The 15,497-nt window shown below is 67.0% G+C and carries 12 protein-coding genes; 6 read left to right on the top strand and 6 right to left on the bottom strand.

Annotation, left to right across the window (positions count from 1 at the left end; translation table 11 throughout):
* Positions 1 to 195: 195 nt before the first annotated feature.
* Both G315_RS0103160 and G315_RS0103155 read right to left on the bottom strand, forming a co-directional pair.
* Entirely contained in the window at positions 196 to 1,485 is a 1,290-nt protein-coding gene (locus G315_RS0103160) for a nucleotide sugar dehydrogenase (RefSeq protein ID WP_026182048.1), read from the bottom strand.
* 91 nt (positions 1,486 to 1,576) lie between these two features.
* On the bottom strand, positions 1,577 to 2,707 hold the full coding sequence (locus tag G315_RS0103155) for a hypothetical protein (RefSeq protein ID WP_026338816.1): 1,131 nt from the start codon (positions 2,705 to 2,707) through the stop codon (positions 1,577 to 1,579).
* Between the two features lie 560 nt (positions 2,708 to 3,267).
* Between G315_RS0103155 and wecB the strand changes: the two genes are divergently transcribed.
* Genes wecB through G315_RS0103130 form a run of 4 tightly spaced genes read left to right on the top strand, consistent with a single transcriptional unit; the run spans position 3,268 to position 7,545 of the window.
* Positions 3,268 to 4,422, top strand: a complete 1,155-nt coding sequence (gene wecB / locus G315_RS0103145) for a non-hydrolyzing UDP-N-acetylglucosamine 2-epimerase (protein WP_019611922.1) — start codon at positions 3,268 to 3,270, stop codon at positions 4,420 to 4,422.
* Between the two features lie 5 nt (positions 4,423 to 4,427).
* Complete coding sequence (locus G315_RS0103140; protein ID WP_019611921.1) at positions 4,428 to 5,393, top strand: polysaccharide deacetylase family protein; 966 nt, start codon at positions 4,428 to 4,430, stop codon at positions 5,391 to 5,393.
* On the top strand, positions 5,390 to 6,385 hold the full coding sequence (locus G315_RS0103135) for a polysaccharide deacetylase family protein (RefSeq protein WP_019611920.1): 996 nt from the start codon (positions 5,390 to 5,392) through the stop codon (positions 6,383 to 6,385). Before G315_RS0103140 ends, G315_RS0103135 begins: the two co-directional genes overlap by 4 nt.
* Positions 6,386 to 6,387: 2 nt before the next feature.
* A complete protein-coding gene (locus G315_RS0103130) occupies positions 6,388 to 7,545 on the top strand; it encodes a GNAT family N-acetyltransferase (protein WP_019611919.1) in 1,158 nt (385 codons plus the stop codon).
* On the opposite strand, the gene G315_RS0103125 is transcribed toward G315_RS0103130, so the two are convergent.
* Genes G315_RS0103125 through G315_RS0103110 form a run of 4 tightly spaced genes read right to left on the bottom strand, consistent with a single transcriptional unit; the run spans position 7,508 to position 12,003 of the window.
* Positions 7,508 to 8,155, bottom strand: coding sequence for a GNAT family N-acetyltransferase (locus G315_RS0103125; RefSeq protein ID WP_026182050.1), 648 nt, complete (start codon positions 8,153 to 8,155; stop codon positions 7,508 to 7,510). The two genes, G315_RS0103130 and G315_RS0103125, sit on opposite strands and share 38 nt — an antisense overlap.
* 37 nt (positions 8,156 to 8,192) lie before the next feature.
* Positions 8,193 to 9,161, bottom strand: coding sequence for a GNAT family N-acetyltransferase (locus tag G315_RS0103120; RefSeq protein ID WP_019611918.1), 969 nt, complete (start codon positions 9,159 to 9,161; stop codon positions 8,193 to 8,195).
* The gene (locus G315_RS0103115; RefSeq protein ID WP_019611917.1) at positions 9,158 to 10,393 is read right to left on the bottom strand and encodes a pyridoxal-dependent decarboxylase, exosortase A system-associated; all 1,236 of its coding nucleotides are present in this window, start codon (positions 10,391 to 10,393) and stop codon (positions 9,158 to 9,160) included. The genes G315_RS0103120 and G315_RS0103115 overlap by 4 nt, the downstream gene beginning before the upstream one ends.
* The gene (locus G315_RS0103110; protein WP_019611916.1) at positions 10,390 to 12,003 is read right to left on the bottom strand and encodes an acyl-CoA ligase (AMP-forming), exosortase A system-associated; all 1,614 of its coding nucleotides are present in this window, start codon (positions 12,001 to 12,003) and stop codon (positions 10,390 to 10,392) included. Before G315_RS0103110 ends, G315_RS0103115 begins: the two co-directional genes overlap by 4 nt.
* A 204-nt stretch (positions 12,004 to 12,207) precedes the next feature.
* On the opposite strand from G315_RS0103110, the gene G315_RS0103105 reads away from it, so the two are divergent.
* Together G315_RS0103105 and G315_RS0103100 are read left to right on the top strand one after the other, a co-directional pair.
* Positions 12,208 to 13,641, top strand: coding sequence for a putative O-glycosylation ligase, exosortase A system-associated (locus G315_RS0103105; RefSeq protein ID WP_019611915.1), 1,434 nt, complete (start codon positions 12,208 to 12,210; stop codon positions 13,639 to 13,641).
* 22 nt (positions 13,642 to 13,663) lie between these two features.
* Complete coding sequence (locus G315_RS0103100; protein WP_026338815.1) at positions 13,664 to 15,490, top strand: hypothetical protein; 1,827 nt, start codon at positions 13,664 to 13,666, stop codon at positions 15,488 to 15,490.
* Positions 15,491 to 15,497 lie beyond the last annotated feature (7 nt).

Genomic DNA, 15,497 nt, shown 5'->3' with positions numbered 1-15,497 from the left:
GACGAAAGCGTCCCGCCACTGTAGCTCCGGCCGCGCCCATGAACAGCGCGGGCGTTATGCGGGCGTGGCGTTCGCCATCCGTGCGCCGCGCCGGGGCCCAGGGGTACGGTGCGCGACGCGCCAGGTCCCGGAGCCTCCCCATCAGGAACATGGGGGGGGGTACCAACGCGAACGCGCGATTGGCTCGGCGCCCCCTTACAGGCGGAGATCCGTGGCAGTGCGGGGGAAGACCGATTTCACGTCGAAGATCACCGACTCGGGCCGGGCCAGTTCACGGATGGCCTCGATCCCCATCTGCAGGAATTCGCGGTGCGGCACGGCCACGATGATTGCATCGAACTGCCCCGGTGCCGGCGTCTCGGTCACCGGCGTGATGCCGTACTCGTGCTCGGCCTCGGCCGGGTCCACCCAGGGGTCGAAGACGGTCACCTGGGCGTTGTAGCCAGCCAGGGTGGCGTGGATGTCGATCACCCGGGTATTGCGCAGGTCCGGGCAGTTCTCCTTGAAGGTCAGGCCCATCACCAGGATCCGCGCCCCCACCGGGTTGATGCCCTTGCGCACCAGGGCGCGCACCGTGTTGTCCGCGATGTGCGCGCCCATGGCATCGTTCACGCGCCGCCCGGCCAGGATCATCTCCGGGTGATGCCCCACCGCCTGTGCCTTGTGCGTCAGGTAGTAGGGATCCACGCCAATGCAGTGTCCACCCACCAGGCCCGGCCGGAAGGGCAGGAAGTTCCACTTGGTCCCGGCCGCCTTCAGAACCGCCTCGGTATCCAGGCCCAGGCGCTCGAACAGCAGGGCCAGCTCGTTGATCAGCGCGATGTTCACGTCGCGCTGGGTGTTCTCGATCACCTTGGCGGCCTCGGCCACGCGGATGCTCTCGGCCTTGTGTGTCCCCGCCGTGATGACTCGCGCATACAACGCGTCCACGAAGTCGGCCACCTCCGGGGTGGAGCCCGAGGTCACCTTCATGATGGAGGTGACCCCGTGTTCCTTGTCGCCCGGGTTGATGCGCTCGGGGCTGTAGCCGGTGAAGAAGTCCCGGTTGTGCACCAACCCGGACTGCGCCTCGAGGATCGGCACGCAATCCTCCTCGGTCGCGCCCGGGTAAACGGTGGATTCGTAGATCACCGTGTCGCCCGGCTTGAGGACCTGCCCCACGCTGCGGCTGGCTCCCAGAAGCGGTCCCAGATCCGGTCGCTTGTGCAGGTCGATCGGCGTCGGGACGGTCACCACGAACACGTTGCATTCGCGCATGGTCTCGAGATCGGCGGTGTACGTCAGCTGCGGGGTCGCGGCGAGCTTCTCCGGCTCTACCTCGCGCGTGCGGTCCACTCCAGCCTGCAGTTGCCGCACCCGCTCCGGGTCGATATCGAACCCGCGGGTGGGCCATTGATGGCCGAATTCGACGGCCAGTGGCAGGCCGACGTACCCCAGACCGACTACTCCGATGGTGACTTCATCCAGCGCGGGAAGCGTATGCATAAGATGTCCGTTCTCGTTGCCAATCATAATGGAGGGCGCCCGGCCGGATACCTCTCCGTTTTCGTATGCGATACCGATGCTCGCAACCCAGTTACCGGCAGGGTGCACAGCCCGGGACACGCGGCCCGACACCGTCCGCTCGTCCGGGGTTGGGCCCCGGCGGCCCGGCATAGGCACCCCAGACTGCCTGCTCGCGCAAACGGCCATTGTAGTCGCGATCCGCACCCGCGACCGGGGCCGAACTCACGCCGGCAGAACGCTCGTGCAGAGCGCCCTCCCGGGGATAGAGATCCAGCGCATCCTGCCCGGCATCCGGTGCCGCCAGATACCGGGCTGCATCCGCGCGCGGCGCGGTGAAATTGTCGCTCCCCGCGATCCCCCCCGAGAGCTGCAGAGGGTCCCCGGCAAACACGGCATTGCCGGCCACCAGCTGGTCATAGGCTTGGTCAGGCGCGTCCACGCGGATACCGAATCCGGCGGCCAGGATCGTGTTGTTCACGATCCGGATCTCGCGTGGCAGGTGGTTGTGCGGCCGCACCAGTACCGCGTCGCCCGTATCGTTCAGGAACAGGTTGTCGTGTAGCTCGATATTCCCCTCGCCCTGAAACAGACGCTCGTGCGGATTCTGATAGAACAGGTTCCCCGCGATGCGATAGCGGTCCTGCGACCCCGGCCCGGCAGGCGGGAAATGCCCCACCAGCAGGTTGGGCCGCGCCCGCCCCCCGTCGCTGGCGCGCTCTGCCTTGCTCAGCAGGTTGTAGCGAATCCGGGTCTCCCGCGGCTCCACCGGCATCCCCGGGATCCCGTCGCGGTCCGTCTGGTGCTTGATCTGGATGTTGTACCCCAGGGTGCGGTGAACGTGATTGTGCTCGATCACGCCAGCGACAAACGGGCTGGTCCCGTCCGGCTGTCCCAGATACATCCCGGTCCCCACGTCGTGGATCTCGTTGTGCCGGATCACCCAGTCCCGGGCGGGCGCCCGCGTGGTGATCCCGGCGTTGCCTTGCGAATGGTCGTAATGACGGATGGTCAGGTGTTCCAGGGTCACGTGATGGACCCCATCACCGCGCGCCTCGGCGACCACCCCGGCCACGGGTTCGCCACCACCATCCAGGGTCAGGTGCCGGATCACGACATGCTCGGCGTCCACCAGACTGATCGTGTTCGCCCCACGCCGCCCGCGCAGGATGGCGGGCTCGCCGTCGACCGGGCCACTGATCACGATGGGTTGCTCCGGCGTTCCGCGCACGCCATGCAGCCGCAGGGCCCGGGGGTAGTCGCCCGGTGCCAGCTGCAGCCAGTCGCCGGGCTCCAGCGACGCCACCCGCGCACGGTAATCTTCCGGACCCGCCCGAACCAGGTTCCAGTCCGTATCCGGCAGCCCTTCGCCGGGGCCACCTGGAGCCGGCGAGGCGCCAGGCTCCGCGGTGGCTACCGATACCCCCTGCAGCAAGACGCACGTCGCCAGCAACCCGCAAAGGCCACGGCACAGCCCGCGATCGAAACGTTCCATCACCGAGGCCTCCCTTGCCGAAAACGCTTACCCAACCCACTTGCCGCACTCAACGATGGCCCCCGGCCACCCTGTTGTCACGCACTACCACCCACACCGGATCTAACGAGCCATTCACGAAGGCCCAGCATGTTTCTGCAGACGCGATAAAGTGATTCAACAGGGATCCCAACCGGGCCTCGCGGACCCATCGAGGATGCCAAGCAGCGCCCGTTGGCGTCGTCGCAAGCGGGCCCCGCCCATGCGCCCACAGGAGATCTCGACAGCCCATGACAAGCCATCAGCAATGCGACATCGTGTGCGTCGTTGGCGCACGGCCGAATTTCATGAAGATCGGCCCGGTGATGCGCGCGCTGGCGAACGCCGGCATCACCGCGCAGCTCGTGCATACCGGCCAGCACTACGATCCGGCGATGAACGAGCGCTTCTTCACCGATCTGAACATCCCCTATCCGGACATTAACCTGGAAGTCGGCTCATCCTCCCACGCGGTACAGACTGCCGAGGTCATGAACCGCTTCGAGCCGGTGCTGGACGCTCTGAATCCGCGGGCCGTTCTGGTCGTGGGCGACGTGAACTCCACCATCGCCTGTGCCCTGGTCGCGGCCAAGAAGGGCATCGGCGTGATCCACGTCGAGGCCGGGCTGCGCAGCTACGACCGACGCATGCCGGAGGAGATCAACCGGGTTCTGACCGACCAGATCTCCGATCTCCTGTTCACCACCGAAGGCCATGCCATCGACAACCTCGCGCGCGAGGGGATCGATCGCGAGCGCGTCCACTTCGTCGGCAACGTGATGATCGACACCCAGCTCCACAACCTCGAGCGGGCCGTGCCCTGGGACGCATCCCTGCAATCCGCGGGTATCGACCCGGCGCGCTTTGCCCCGGAGGGTGCCTACGGCGTGCTGACCCTGCACCGTCCCTCCAATGTCGACGACCCGGCGACCCTGGAACGCCTCATCGCCACCCTCGCGACCATCGCCCGTGAACTGCCCCTGGTCTTCCCGCTGCACCCCCGCACCCGCGACCGGCTGCAGGCCTCCGGGCTGGACCACCACCTGAGCGGGGCGCCCATCGCGGTCCTGCCGCCGGCCGGCTATCTGGAAATGCTGGGCCTGATGAAGGACGCGCGAGTCGTGCTCACCGACTCCGGCGGCATGCAGGAAGAAACCACGGCGCTGGGCGTACCCTGCATCACCCTGCGGGAGAATACCGAACGGCCCATCACCATCGACGAGGGCACCAATGTCCTGGTCGGACACGACCCAAAGCGTCTGCAGGCCGCCTTCCGCGACGTCATGGACCATGGCGGCAAACAGGGCCGCGCCCCGCAATACTGGGATGGCCGCGCCGGCGAGCGCATTGCCTCCGTCATCGCCCAGTGGCTGGGGCACGAGCCGCGCGCCCGCGCCACGGGCTGACCCGCATGCTGCTGCGCTCGCTGCTGTCCCTGATGTCGCCCGGCGGCTCCCGCGCGCGCCTGTCCATCCTGATCTATCACCGCGTCCTGCCGGCACCCGACCCGCTGTTGCCCGGCGACCCTTACGCCGATGATTTCCGCTGGCAGATGCGCCTGCTGGCCCGCTCCATGAACCCCTTGCCGCTGGACGAAGCCGTAGACCGCCTGCAGGCCGGCACCCTGCCCGCCCGCGCGGTCAGCGTGACCTTCGACGACGGCTACGCCGACAACGCCGAGGTCGCCCTGCCGATCCTGCGCGAGGCGGGCGTGCCGGCCACGTTCTTCATCGCTACCGGGTATCTCGACGGCGGGCGCATGTTCAACGATACCCTGATCGAGACCGTACGCCGCCTGCCAGCAGGACCCATCGATCTGACGCCGGAGGGTCTGGGACAGCGGCAGCTGGACACCATCGCCGACCGGCGGGAGTTGATCCGCGAACTGATCGGCCAGTTCAAGTACCAGCCCGCCGAGCAGCGCACGGCCGGCACCGAGGCACTTGCCCGGCGCTTCGGACTGAAACTTCCTGACGACCTGATGATGACTCGCGCGCAGGTCCGCGAACTGGCGGCGGCGGGCATGGGGATCGGCGGGCACACGGCCACCCACCCGATCCTCACCGAGGTGGACGCCACCACCGCGCGCGCCGAGATCCAGCGCGGCAAGGCCGATCTGGAGACCCTGCTGGACCGCCCGCTGCGCCTGTTCGCCTACCCGAACGGCCGCCCGGACCGCGACTACGCCGCCGAGCACGTGCAGATCGCGCGCGAGTGCGGCTTCGATGCCGCCGTCTCCACCGCCGCCGGCGCCGCGCGCGCGGCTTCCGATCCGTTCCAGCTCCCGCGCTTTACCCCCTGGGACCGCACGCCCCTGCGCTTCGGCCTGCGCCTGGCCCGCAACCTCGCCGAACCCCTGGAACGCCGCGCCGCATGACCACCCGTGTCCACATCACGGTCGACACCGAGTTCAGCATCGGCGGGGCCTTTGCCGACCCGCAGGGCCGGCGGCCGATCGGCCCGCCGTCCGTCTACTGCGAGCGCCATGGTCGCTCGGAAGGGCTGGGCTATCTTCTGGAGACCCTGGAGCAGTACGGCATTCGTGGCACCTTCTTTGTCGAGACCCTGAACACCTGCTATTTCGGAGACGAGCTCATGGGGGGCATCGCGCGCGAGATCGCCGCGCGGGGGCATGACGTGCAACTCCACCTGCACCCCTGCTGGACGTACTTCGAACAGCCGAACTGGTCTCAACAGCTGCAGACGAATCCGCCGAACGATGACATCACCCGCCGCAGCGAGGACGAGCAGGTTCGGCTGATCCGGATGGGCCAGGACACCTTCACCCGCTGGGGCCTGCCCGCGCCCACGGTCCTGCGTACCGGCGGGCTCAAGGTCGGGCTTGGCGTCTACGCGGCGATGCGCCGCTGCGGCATGGGGATCGCCTCGAACATCGGCCTGGCGATCTACCGCCCGCGCGAGCCCGAGCTGCACTTGTTCGCCGGGCATCACGATATCGACGGCATACGCGAATTCCCGGTCACCACCTACACGGACTTTTGCCTGCGGGGCGAGCGCCACTACAAGACCCTCACGATCACGGGATGCTCCTGGCCGGAGACCCGGACCGTCCTGAAAAAGGCCCGCGAACAGGGCGTATCGGATGTCGTGGTCCTCACCCACCCATTCGAGTTCGTGAAGCACCGAGGCGACGCCGCCCGGTCGCCGACCCTTGATCGCGTCAATCGTCACCGCCTGAAGCGACTGTGCAAATTCGTCGCGGAACAGCCCGGTCTGGAGGCGGCCTGCATGAGCACACTCGGAAACGAGCCGGCGGCCCCGCATGAAGACACCCTCGATGTCCCCGCCTACCGGGCTCTGGGGCGCATCCTCGTCAACCGCCTCAACCACGCCTCGGTCGGGGTGTGAGCATGGCCCGCTCCCCCAGCGCCGCCGCGACCCAGCAGACCGATCGTGCCCGCGCAGCGAACTGGGTCCTGCGCCAGGCCTCGCCGGGCGAGACCTTCACGCCCCCGGCGCCGGGCACGATGATGGAGCATGACCCGGAGTGGCTGCTCGCCATACGGCACCCCGGCCACGGCAGCGTGCTGCTGGCCGAGCGGGACTCCCGCCAGTTACCCATCTATGTCCACGACGGGGCCCTCAGCTTCGTCCTCGGTGGCATGGCCCTGAGGCGCATCGAGATCCGCCGCCATGTACTCACCGGCAACCTGCCCGACTGGTCGCAGGATGACCTGACGGCCGTCCTCGGCGAGCTGAAAGGCCACCTGGACCGGCGCGGCGTGGTGTTCCTGATCGGCGTGGTCGAAGGCGAACCCCTCTGGCAGGCGCTGCAATCGGCCGAGCTCCGCCGTCACTACCACGTACTGCAAAGCGGCGAGACGGACACGCGGCGTCTTGCGGACCTGTCAGGCACCTTCGATGCGTATCTCGGCTCGTTGCCACGCAAGGCCCGCCAGGACATCCGCCGCAGTGAACGTCGATTCAGCGAACACTTCGGTCAACGCGCACGCCTGGATGTCTTCTCCCGACCGGAAGAGATCACGGCGTTCCTTGATACCGTCGAGCCCGTATCGGCCCGCACCTACCAGAGCCGTCTGCTTGGACTGGGGGTAAAACGGGGGCACTGGATTGAGCGCATGTTGCAGGCCGCCGCCGAACGCGGCTACGCGCGATGTTACGGCTTGTTTGTGGACCAGAAGCTGGTCGCCTGGAGAGTCGGCTTTGTCTTTCAGGGCACCTATTTCAGCCACCACATCGGCTACGACCCGGACTGGTCCGAATGGCATCCGGGCATTGTCTTGCAAGCACGGACCCTCCAGGACCTCTGTTCGCTGTCACCAACCGTCCAGCGTGTCGACATGCTGCATGGGGACAACGCGGCGAAACGCAAACTCTCGAACCAGTCGCGCCGCGAAGGCAAGTTCTACCTGTTCCCCCGAAACGTGCGGGGGACCCTCCTCTACATCTCGCTGGGCAGCTTCAACAGGCTCTCTGACACCCTCTCTGCCCTCGCCGCACGCCTGAAATTCAAGGACCGGATCCGGAGGGTTCTGCGGCGGGTTTGAGGCGCGTGACGCCGAACCCCCGCCGGCGGGTACCGGGGGTGGCGACAAGGCGTCCGGACGTGGTCGCGACAATGATCCCCGCCGGCCGCCAGCCTGCGCGCCGGAATGCCCGGCGAGAGGCAATATTGGTGGAGCGGACATGACAGTACGCGCGCCCGTAGCCTTCCCGAAACAGCGTCTCGCAGGCATGCCGCACCAGTGCCTGGGCGTGCCCCCGCCCGCGCTCGGATTCCGGCGTGTACAGGAAGGAGACAAAGAACGCCTCGGCCGGCAGGGAGAACCGCAACGGAATCGGCGTGGAGACATCGAATGCGCCGAACTGCACATTCAGCTGCGACACGATCCGTCCGCCCGTCTCCAGCGCATGGATGCGCCCGCCCTCGCGCAACAGGCGCCGGGGTGAGCGGCCGGTGTGTCCCGCGATCGACCGGGCCTGATCCTCGGGCAGACCGTCGAACCCCGCCACATCACGAAACTGGTGGTAGCCGACGTCCGGTGCCCCCCCGTGCGGACTCCCGTCCGTGGCGTCCGCGCGCAGTTCGTAGAGCCAGTGGACCTGGAGACCGGTCAGTCGCTTGAGCAGCCACAGGGCGGATGCCTCGAACATCATCGGTGACAGGCGCAGTCGGCGCACGAGCGAGCGCCCCTCAGCCTGCTGCCGCCGCCCGGGCACGGCGCTTGGCCCGGCCCTTGAGCTGCAAGCGGCTCAGGACATCACTGGCCAGACGCGAAAGCTCCGTGACTGCCAGATACGAATACACCAGGGCACGGTTACGCCAGGACGGGCGCAACAGGTACACGTCGGCGCAATAGCGGGAGTCCTTCCCGAACAGGGACTTGTGCGCGCCTTCCCCCGGGCTGAAATCGAACAGGGCGAAGCGCTCCTCGTGGAACAGCGCCTCCAGCACCAGCCACTGCAGGACCGTGCCGGGCGACAGGTCGGCATGCTCCTGCAAGTAGCCGAGGAATGCGTAGCGCAGAATCCCGTCGTCGATCGGGCAGTACAGATAGGCAATGGGCTGCCCCTGCAGAAACAGCAGGTACCCGCGCACCCGCCCCTCACGGGCTCGTTCCACCAGTTGCTCGACGAACGCCTTGCCTCCGGGCAGACCGGCATCCAGCAAGCGCTCCTGATAGGTCCGGGCGGACACCTCGCGGGCGAGTTGATGAAACTCCTGGATCCCCTCCGGCGTGTCGTATTGGCGCCAGTCGACCGCGCCGCCGGAGGCCTCCGCCAGCTTGCGCACCTTGCGGCGCATGCTCGCGCGCGTCTTCGCGCTGAACCGTCCCTGATACGCGTCCCACCCGGTGGTCAGATCAATGAAGTGGCGCTGGTATTGCCGGGGCACGAAGCGCAATCGCCCCCGAAACCGCGAGACGCGCGGCAGGGGCGCCTCCACCGGCATGGAGCGGATCAGGCAGTCCTCGTCCGGCGCGGCCGTCAGGATCTCTTCGGCATGCTCGGCACGAATCCGGGTAAACGGAAGCTGCAGCACCTGCATCGTGCGCATCGGCTCCGCCAGGGTGCGATACCCGAAGCGGAAAGGCAGATACACCGTCTGCCGCGCCAGCGGCAGGGCCGGGCTTTCCGGGGGCGCGGCAATGGCGCCGTTCACACCAGGATCTCCACGGGTTCCGGATGGCTGAGGAAGCGCGTAGGGCTCGCGGTGTAGCCGTAAGCGCCCGACTGGAAGACCACGATCAGGTCACCCACGTCGGCGCGTGCCAGTTCCATCTGCTGGGCCAGCACGTCCAGCGGCGTGCACAGAGGGCCCACCACATTCACGACCTCGCGCTCGGTGCCGTGCACGCGATTGCCCACCACCACCGGATAGTTCTTGCGGATCACCTGGCCGAAATTTCCGGAAGCGGCCAGGTGGTGATGCAAGCCGCCATTGGTGACCAGGAACACCTGACCGCGCGACTCCTTGCGATCCAGAATCTCGGCCACGTAAATGCCCGCTTCGCCCACCAGGTAACGCCCCAGTTCGAGAATGATCTCTGCATCCGGGAGCGCATCCCGCACCGCAGGCAGACGGCCTTCCAGGTGCTCCGCGACCGGCCCGAGATCCAGCGGTTGATCGCCCGGGAAATAGGGGATACCGAAGCCGCCGCCGATGTTCAGCATCTCGACCGGCCCCGGGGCGGACTCGGCCAGACGCAGGGCAAGCTCGAACGTCTGCCCCTGCGCCTCGACCAAGGTCTCCGGTCGCAGGTTCTGCGAGCCTGAGAAGATATGGAAACCGCGAAAATGCAGCCCGAGTTCGCCAATGCGGGCCAGCAGGCCGGGGACCCGTTCGGCATCGATCCCGAAGGCCTTGGGTCCGCCACTCATGCGCATGCCGGAGCTCTTCAGCTCGAAATCGGGGTTCACCCGGACCGCGACCCGGGCCTGATACCCGGTACGCGCAGCAATCGCGCCGACCCGCTCCAGTTCGGTGGGAGATTCCAGGTTGATGGTAATCCCGGCCGCGACGGCGGCCTCCAGCTCCGGCACCGACTTGCCCGGTCCGGCGAAGCTGATATCAGCCGGGCCGGTCACGGTATCGAGAGCCACCTGCATCTCGCGCTGCGAGGCCACGTCGAGCCCGTCCACCTGCCCGGCCATGTGTTGTACGACCGCCGGCATCGGGTTGGCCTTGATCGCGTAATGCAGCGAGAGGCCATCCGGCAGGCTGCGACGCAGCAGCGCGACCCGGCGGGTCATTGCGTCCCGGTCATAGGCATAAAAGGGGGTCTGTCCGATGCGTGCGGCCAGATCCACGAGCGACTGCCCTCCAAGCTGGAGGCAGTCGTCCACCACGCTGAACTGGTCCATCGGGCTGTGGTCGGGGCGGGTATCGTTCACGCCGGCACCCCTTCCCGGAACAGGTCGCCAAACTCGCTGGCAAGCGCCTTGCGGTCGATCTTTCCGTTGGCGTTGCGCGGCAGCGGCTCGGTACACAAACCGACATGCGCCGGCAGCATGAAACCCGGCAAATGGGGGCGCAGCGCGTCGATCAGGTCATCCGCCCGCAGCCCCGGGGCCTGCGGCAGGGCCACCAGCACGATCGCTTGCCCCAGGCCCGGGTGTTCCACCCCCAGCGCGGCGGCCTCCGCCACCAGCCCTGTGGCATAGACCGCTTCTTCCACCTCGTTGGGGCTCACGCGGTACCCGGAAGTCTTGATCATCTCGTCACGGCGCCCAACGAAATAGAGGAACCCATCCGCATCCATGCGTACCGTATCGCCGGACCACACCGCCATCTCGGTCAGTGGCACACCGGGCGGTTGGCCCGGCGCAGGGCGGAAACGCTCCGCCGTGCGTTCCGGATCGTTCCAGTACCCCATGGCAACCAGCGCACCCCGGTGAACCAGCTCGCCCGGCTCGCCGGGGGCGCAGGGGCTGCCGTCCTCGCGCACCACCTGGATCTCCGCATTGGGGATCGCCCGGCCCATGGAGCCGGCACGCTTGTCCAGCTCGGCCGGCGGGAGATAGGTGGAACGAAATGCCTCGGTCAATCCGTACATCAGGTAGCAATCGGTGCGCGGAAGTTGTTCGCGCAGGGCCGCGAGTGTCTCCTTCGGCATCGCACCGCCAGAGTTGGTGATATAGCGCAGGGAGGCGCGTGCCGCTTCCGGCCATTCCAGGCGGGCGAGCTGGATCCACAGAGGCGGGACGGCCGCAAGGCCGGTGATGCTGTCGCGCTCCACGGCCCGGATTACGTCGCGCGGCAGCAGGTAATTCAGCAACACGGCCTCGGCCCCGATCCGGAAGGCGGTGGTCAGCTGGCTCAGGCCATAGTCAAAACTGAAGGGGAGCACCGCGAGGATGCGGTCATCCGGCCGGTTGTCCAGATAGGTCGACACGCTCTGTGCGCCCGCGACCATATTGCGGTGCGAAAGCACAACCCCCTTGGGGCGTCCGGTACTCCCGGAGGTGTAGAGGATCGCGGCCATGTCGGTATCGATCACCCGGTGCCCGCTCAATCCATCGCGATCCGGCGCGGCGTCCCAGGCGTCCACTCGCACATGCCCGCCCCCGGCATCGCCCGAGTCCTGACCCGAGTCCTGGCTCGGCTCCTGCCCCACCACCAGCACCGTGTGCAGGTCGGGGCACCCGGCGAGGCCGGCACGCAGTGCCGCCAGGCGGTCCGCGGAAGTCACCAGGATGCGCACATTGCAGTCGCGCAGGATGTGCGCCACCTGTTCCGCCTTGAGTAGCGGGTTGACCGGAACGAAGACACCGCCGGCGCGAGCCGCACCGAACAGGGCGTGAACCGTCTCCGGCCGCTTTTCGAGGTAGACCGCGACGCGTTCCTGACGCTCCAGGCCGCAATCCAGCAGGCGCGAGGCCGCGCGCTCGATACTGGCCGCCAGCGTCGCATAGTCCTCGACGCCATCCCGATGGCGCAGGGCCGGTACGGCCGCCGAGCGCTCGGCTTGCATCAATACGGAATCGTGCAGGAGAAAGGACATTCGGCGCCAAGGGTGTCGGGGACTGACGGGTCGATCATACCCCACGCACTTCGCACCGCTGGCTGCGGCCTGGCCACAGCGTTAGTAGTCCGTTCGTCGGCCCGGCCTTACATGCGTCTCGCCGCGTGTAACATTCGAAAAGACGCGCCATGAGCCATCCCTTTTCCGTCCGTCCCGGCCACAGCGGCGCGAGGTTCGAACTGCATGCGTGATTACCTGCTCGCCCTGATCGTCGTCGTGCTCGTTCCCCTGATCGTGCGCTACGCGTGGATCGGCATCCTGGCCTGGTTCTGGGTCGGGCTCTTTGCGCCCCAGTGGCATGCGTGGACCTTCATGCGCGGGGCCCCCCTCGCCACCTACCTGGGCGGGGCGACCCTGGTCGCACTGTTCCTGGCAAAGGATCGCAAGCCGTTTCCGTTCACCCGCGAGACGGTGATGCTGTTCGCGCTGGCGGCGTATTTCGCGATGACCAGCCACTTCGCGGTGAATTCCAGTGGCGCCTGGGACTTCTGGATCCACTTCATGAAGATCCTGCTGATCACCTTCATCACGCCCCTGCTGATCTACGGCGAGCGCCGCATTGTCTGGCTGCTGCTGGTGATCACCGCCTCGCTCGCCTTCTACGGATTCAAGGGCGGCATCTTCGCCCTCCAGACGGGCGGGGCCCACATGGTCCTTGGGCCCGTTGGCTCCTACCTTTCCGGCAATACCTACATCGGCCTGGCCATGCTCATGGTGCTGCCACTCATCCTGGCAAGCGCGCGCATGTTCCATCACCAGTGGGTCGACCTCGGATTCGACCTGCTCCGTCGATTCTCGCGCCCCATTAGCTGGTTCCTCTACGGCGTCTTCTGGCTCACCGCCATCGCGATCCTCGCCACCCACTCGCGCGGGGCGTTCGTGGGCCTGCTCGCGATCGTGCCCCTGCTCTTCTGGCACATGCAGAAGAAGTGGCTGATGGTCGGCGTCGGCTTTTTCCTGATAGCGGTGGTGGGCGTGACCGCACCGGAGCCGCTGGTCGAGCGCTGGCAGACGATCGAGACCTACGAGGAAGACACCTCCGCCATGCAACGCATCCAGTCCTGGGGCGTGGCCTGGAACATGGCGATGGAACGCCCCCTCACCGGCATGGGGTTTCGGAACTCAGCTCTCGGTTATGACTGGTGGATGGGCTATGCCAATTTCGAGGGCAGCTGGCGCCACGTACTGTCTCCCCACAGCGTGTATTTCGGGATCCTGGGACAACACGGGTTCGGAGGCCTGGCCGTATTCCTGCTGCTAATGGCCTTCACCTTTCACACTCTCAACCGGGTCCGGCGAACGGCGCGCCAACGGACAGGAGAGATCTGGCTGTCGGAGTACGCCTGGGCCCTGCAGATTGGGCTCGTAGGCTATCTGATATCCGGCATCTTCCTGGATGTCGCCTACTTCAACCTGCTGTATGCCTTTATCGCCCTGGCCGTCATCATGCGCAGGGAACTGGAACAGGCCCCACAAGCGGCCACGGCCCCGGCATCCGATCCGCCCACGGAGCCAGGCCTCGCCTCCGGCCCCGATCCCGACCCCGAACCAGTCCGCGCAGACAAGGACACGGTGATGTCCGGCACCCTGATGGGGCCGTCGTCGCCCAGGGTTTAAGTCGATTGTGATTACCGACCTGATGGGGGCCACACCAATCATCCCTTCCTCCGCGCCTGCGGCTTCCGAGTTGGGCCGGTGTCTAGAGACGCTCGCCACTGCACTACGTACTCACATCCGGCCCGGCTCTGGCTTGCACGATCCAGTTGATGAAGCCCCTACACCCGCAGATCACTACGGCCAAACTGGTGCCGCCCTCGCGCTTGCAATCCAGGATGGCCCCGACTCGCGAATGTGGCGGTACCCCCTGGAGGCGTGGGAGGCCCTGCCCGCGCGAAAGACCGGGCACGCCCCGTTCAACCGCTTCCTGCTGAACCTGCTCGCGGAACACCTCGAGCGATCCGGGGCACCGGCAAGCGAAGTGGCGCACAGCAGGGCATTGGCTCAAGGCTGCAAGTTGACGCGCCGCTACCCATCCAACAATTGGACCTTGCTGGCCCGGCTGTGCGAACTGCAGGAGGCCAACGGCAAGGCCGAACCCCGGGCGCATGCGCGCCTGCGCGGACTCCTTGACCGCTGGACAACCCCTTCCGGCGCCTTCGTTGATTACCCGGCCCGCCCCGGCACACCGGCACGCGGGGCCACACCCGCGGCCTATCATCACAAAGCGTTGTTCGTGGCGGTCATGGCCGCGGAGCTTGGCGAACCGGAAGCATGGCAGCCCACCATCGAGCGCCTGCTGCGATGGAGCCTCTACGTGTGGGACGGCCACGGCCATGCTGGCGGCCTCGGCCGGAGCAGCCATGCGCTCTTTGGAGATGCCTGTCTGGTAGCGAGCCTGCTACTGCTCGGGGCCGCAACTGACGCACACCAGGACACCGCATCCGGACGGATGTTGAGCGGCCTTCTTGGGCGCTGGTCCGACCAGATTCGACCCGATGGCTTCCTGGCACTGAACCCCGCCGATACCGCCAGTTCGGGCACAGGCTGGGACCCCTACATGCATCTGTCGGTCTACAACGCCTGGGCCGCGGCCATAGTCGCATCGGCGCGCTGTCGCACGAACCGCCCTGATCGCGAGCATGCCGTCTACCTCGATGCGCTCGAGGCCGCACAGCCAGCCCACACGGGGACCGAGCTTCTCCGGGCTGGAACACTGTCTGCTACCGTTGCCCTGGTCGCTACCCACGGGCAGCCTCCACAGGCCTTCAGCCGCGACGCCGTGGAGCTGCGCTATGCCGGTGGCGTGCCATTGCACGTGACCTGGCAGGGGAACGTGCTTTGTCCCGCGCCTGCCCGAATACCCGTAAAAGCCCTGCTGGACGCTCCCGCCCTGGCGGGCTGGACGCCCGTGTTCCTGATTGACGACCGCCTGTTCGGACTCACTGACTTCGAACAGTGCGAAAACGAGGCTTCGGAAGAACGCTTGCGAGTAACGCTCTCGGGACACCCGCGCCCTTTGCTTCGCCTTGCCGACACAAGCCCCCCGGCGCGAACCCTGGCCGCACTCGACTGGCGGTTGCTGGATGGCGCGTTAGGCCGGCGCGCCGCCCTGCGGAGAGCGCCATACCGGGACGTCGTCGGCACTGTCACCCTGATCATTTCCCTGAAGAGGCCTTGCATCGTGCAGCGCCTGAACCTCGAATACGGCGGTCGGCAGACGCTCACCCTCCTGAACCCGGGCGGACACGCTGTCACCGACACGCGACGGGTGCATCGCCGGTTCAGACAAGCCGTGAACGGAGCCCAGCGCGACTGCTCATCGGGCGACTGGCACGAGACGCCCTTGCCCTCCGCCATTGCCGGTGGCATGGGGTTTTGCCAGAGCCCCGCAAGCATCCTGAAAGGCACTTACATGTCCGAACTGACACTCGAATGGCCCAGTCGGCACCGGGACGCGCCATGCTAGCCGCCCA

Origin of the sequence: Thioalkalivibrio sp. AKL7 (assembly GCF_000381705.1) — a bacterium.
GTDB classification, from domain to species: Bacteria; Pseudomonadota; Gammaproteobacteria; order Ectothiorhodospirales; family Ectothiorhodospiraceae; genus Thioalkalivibrio; species Thioalkalivibrio versutus.
The sequence above is the reverse complement of the archived record's forward strand: the minus strand, read 5'-3'. Positions and strand labels throughout refer to the sequence as shown.

Excerpts from the sequence above, each read along its gene's own strand:
- G315_RS0103105 (WP_019611915.1), top strand. The coding sequence starts at position 12,208 with ATGCGTGATTACCTGCTCGCCCTGATCGTCGTCGTGCTCGTTCCCCTG.
- G315_RS0103140 (WP_019611921.1), top strand. The coding sequence starts at position 4,428 with ATGCTGCTGCGCTCGCTGCTGTCCCTGATGTCGCCCGGCGGCTCCCGC.
- G315_RS0103130 (WP_019611919.1), top strand. The coding sequence starts at position 6,388 with ATGGCCCGCTCCCCCAGCGCCGCCGCGACCCAGCAGACCGATCGTGCC.
- G315_RS0103125 (WP_026182050.1), bottom strand. The coding sequence starts at position 8,155 with ATGATGTTCGAGGCATCCGCCCTGTGGCTGCTCAAGCGACTGACCGGT.
- G315_RS0103160 (WP_026182048.1), bottom strand. The coding sequence starts at position 1,485 with ATGCATACGCTTCCCGCGCTGGATGAAGTCACCATCGGAGTAGTCGGT.
- G315_RS0103100 (WP_026338815.1), top strand. The coding sequence starts at position 13,664 with ATGGGGGCCACACCAATCATCCCTTCCTCCGCGCCTGCGGCTTCCGAG.
- G315_RS0103135 (WP_019611920.1), top strand. The coding sequence starts at position 5,390 with ATGACCACCCGTGTCCACATCACGGTCGACACCGAGTTCAGCATCGGC.
- G315_RS0103110 (WP_019611916.1), bottom strand. The coding sequence starts at position 12,003 with ATGTCCTTTCTCCTGCACGATTCCGTATTGATGCAAGCCGAGCGCTCG.
- wecB (WP_019611922.1), top strand. The coding sequence starts at position 3,268 with ATGACAAGCCATCAGCAATGCGACATCGTGTGCGTCGTTGGCGCACGG.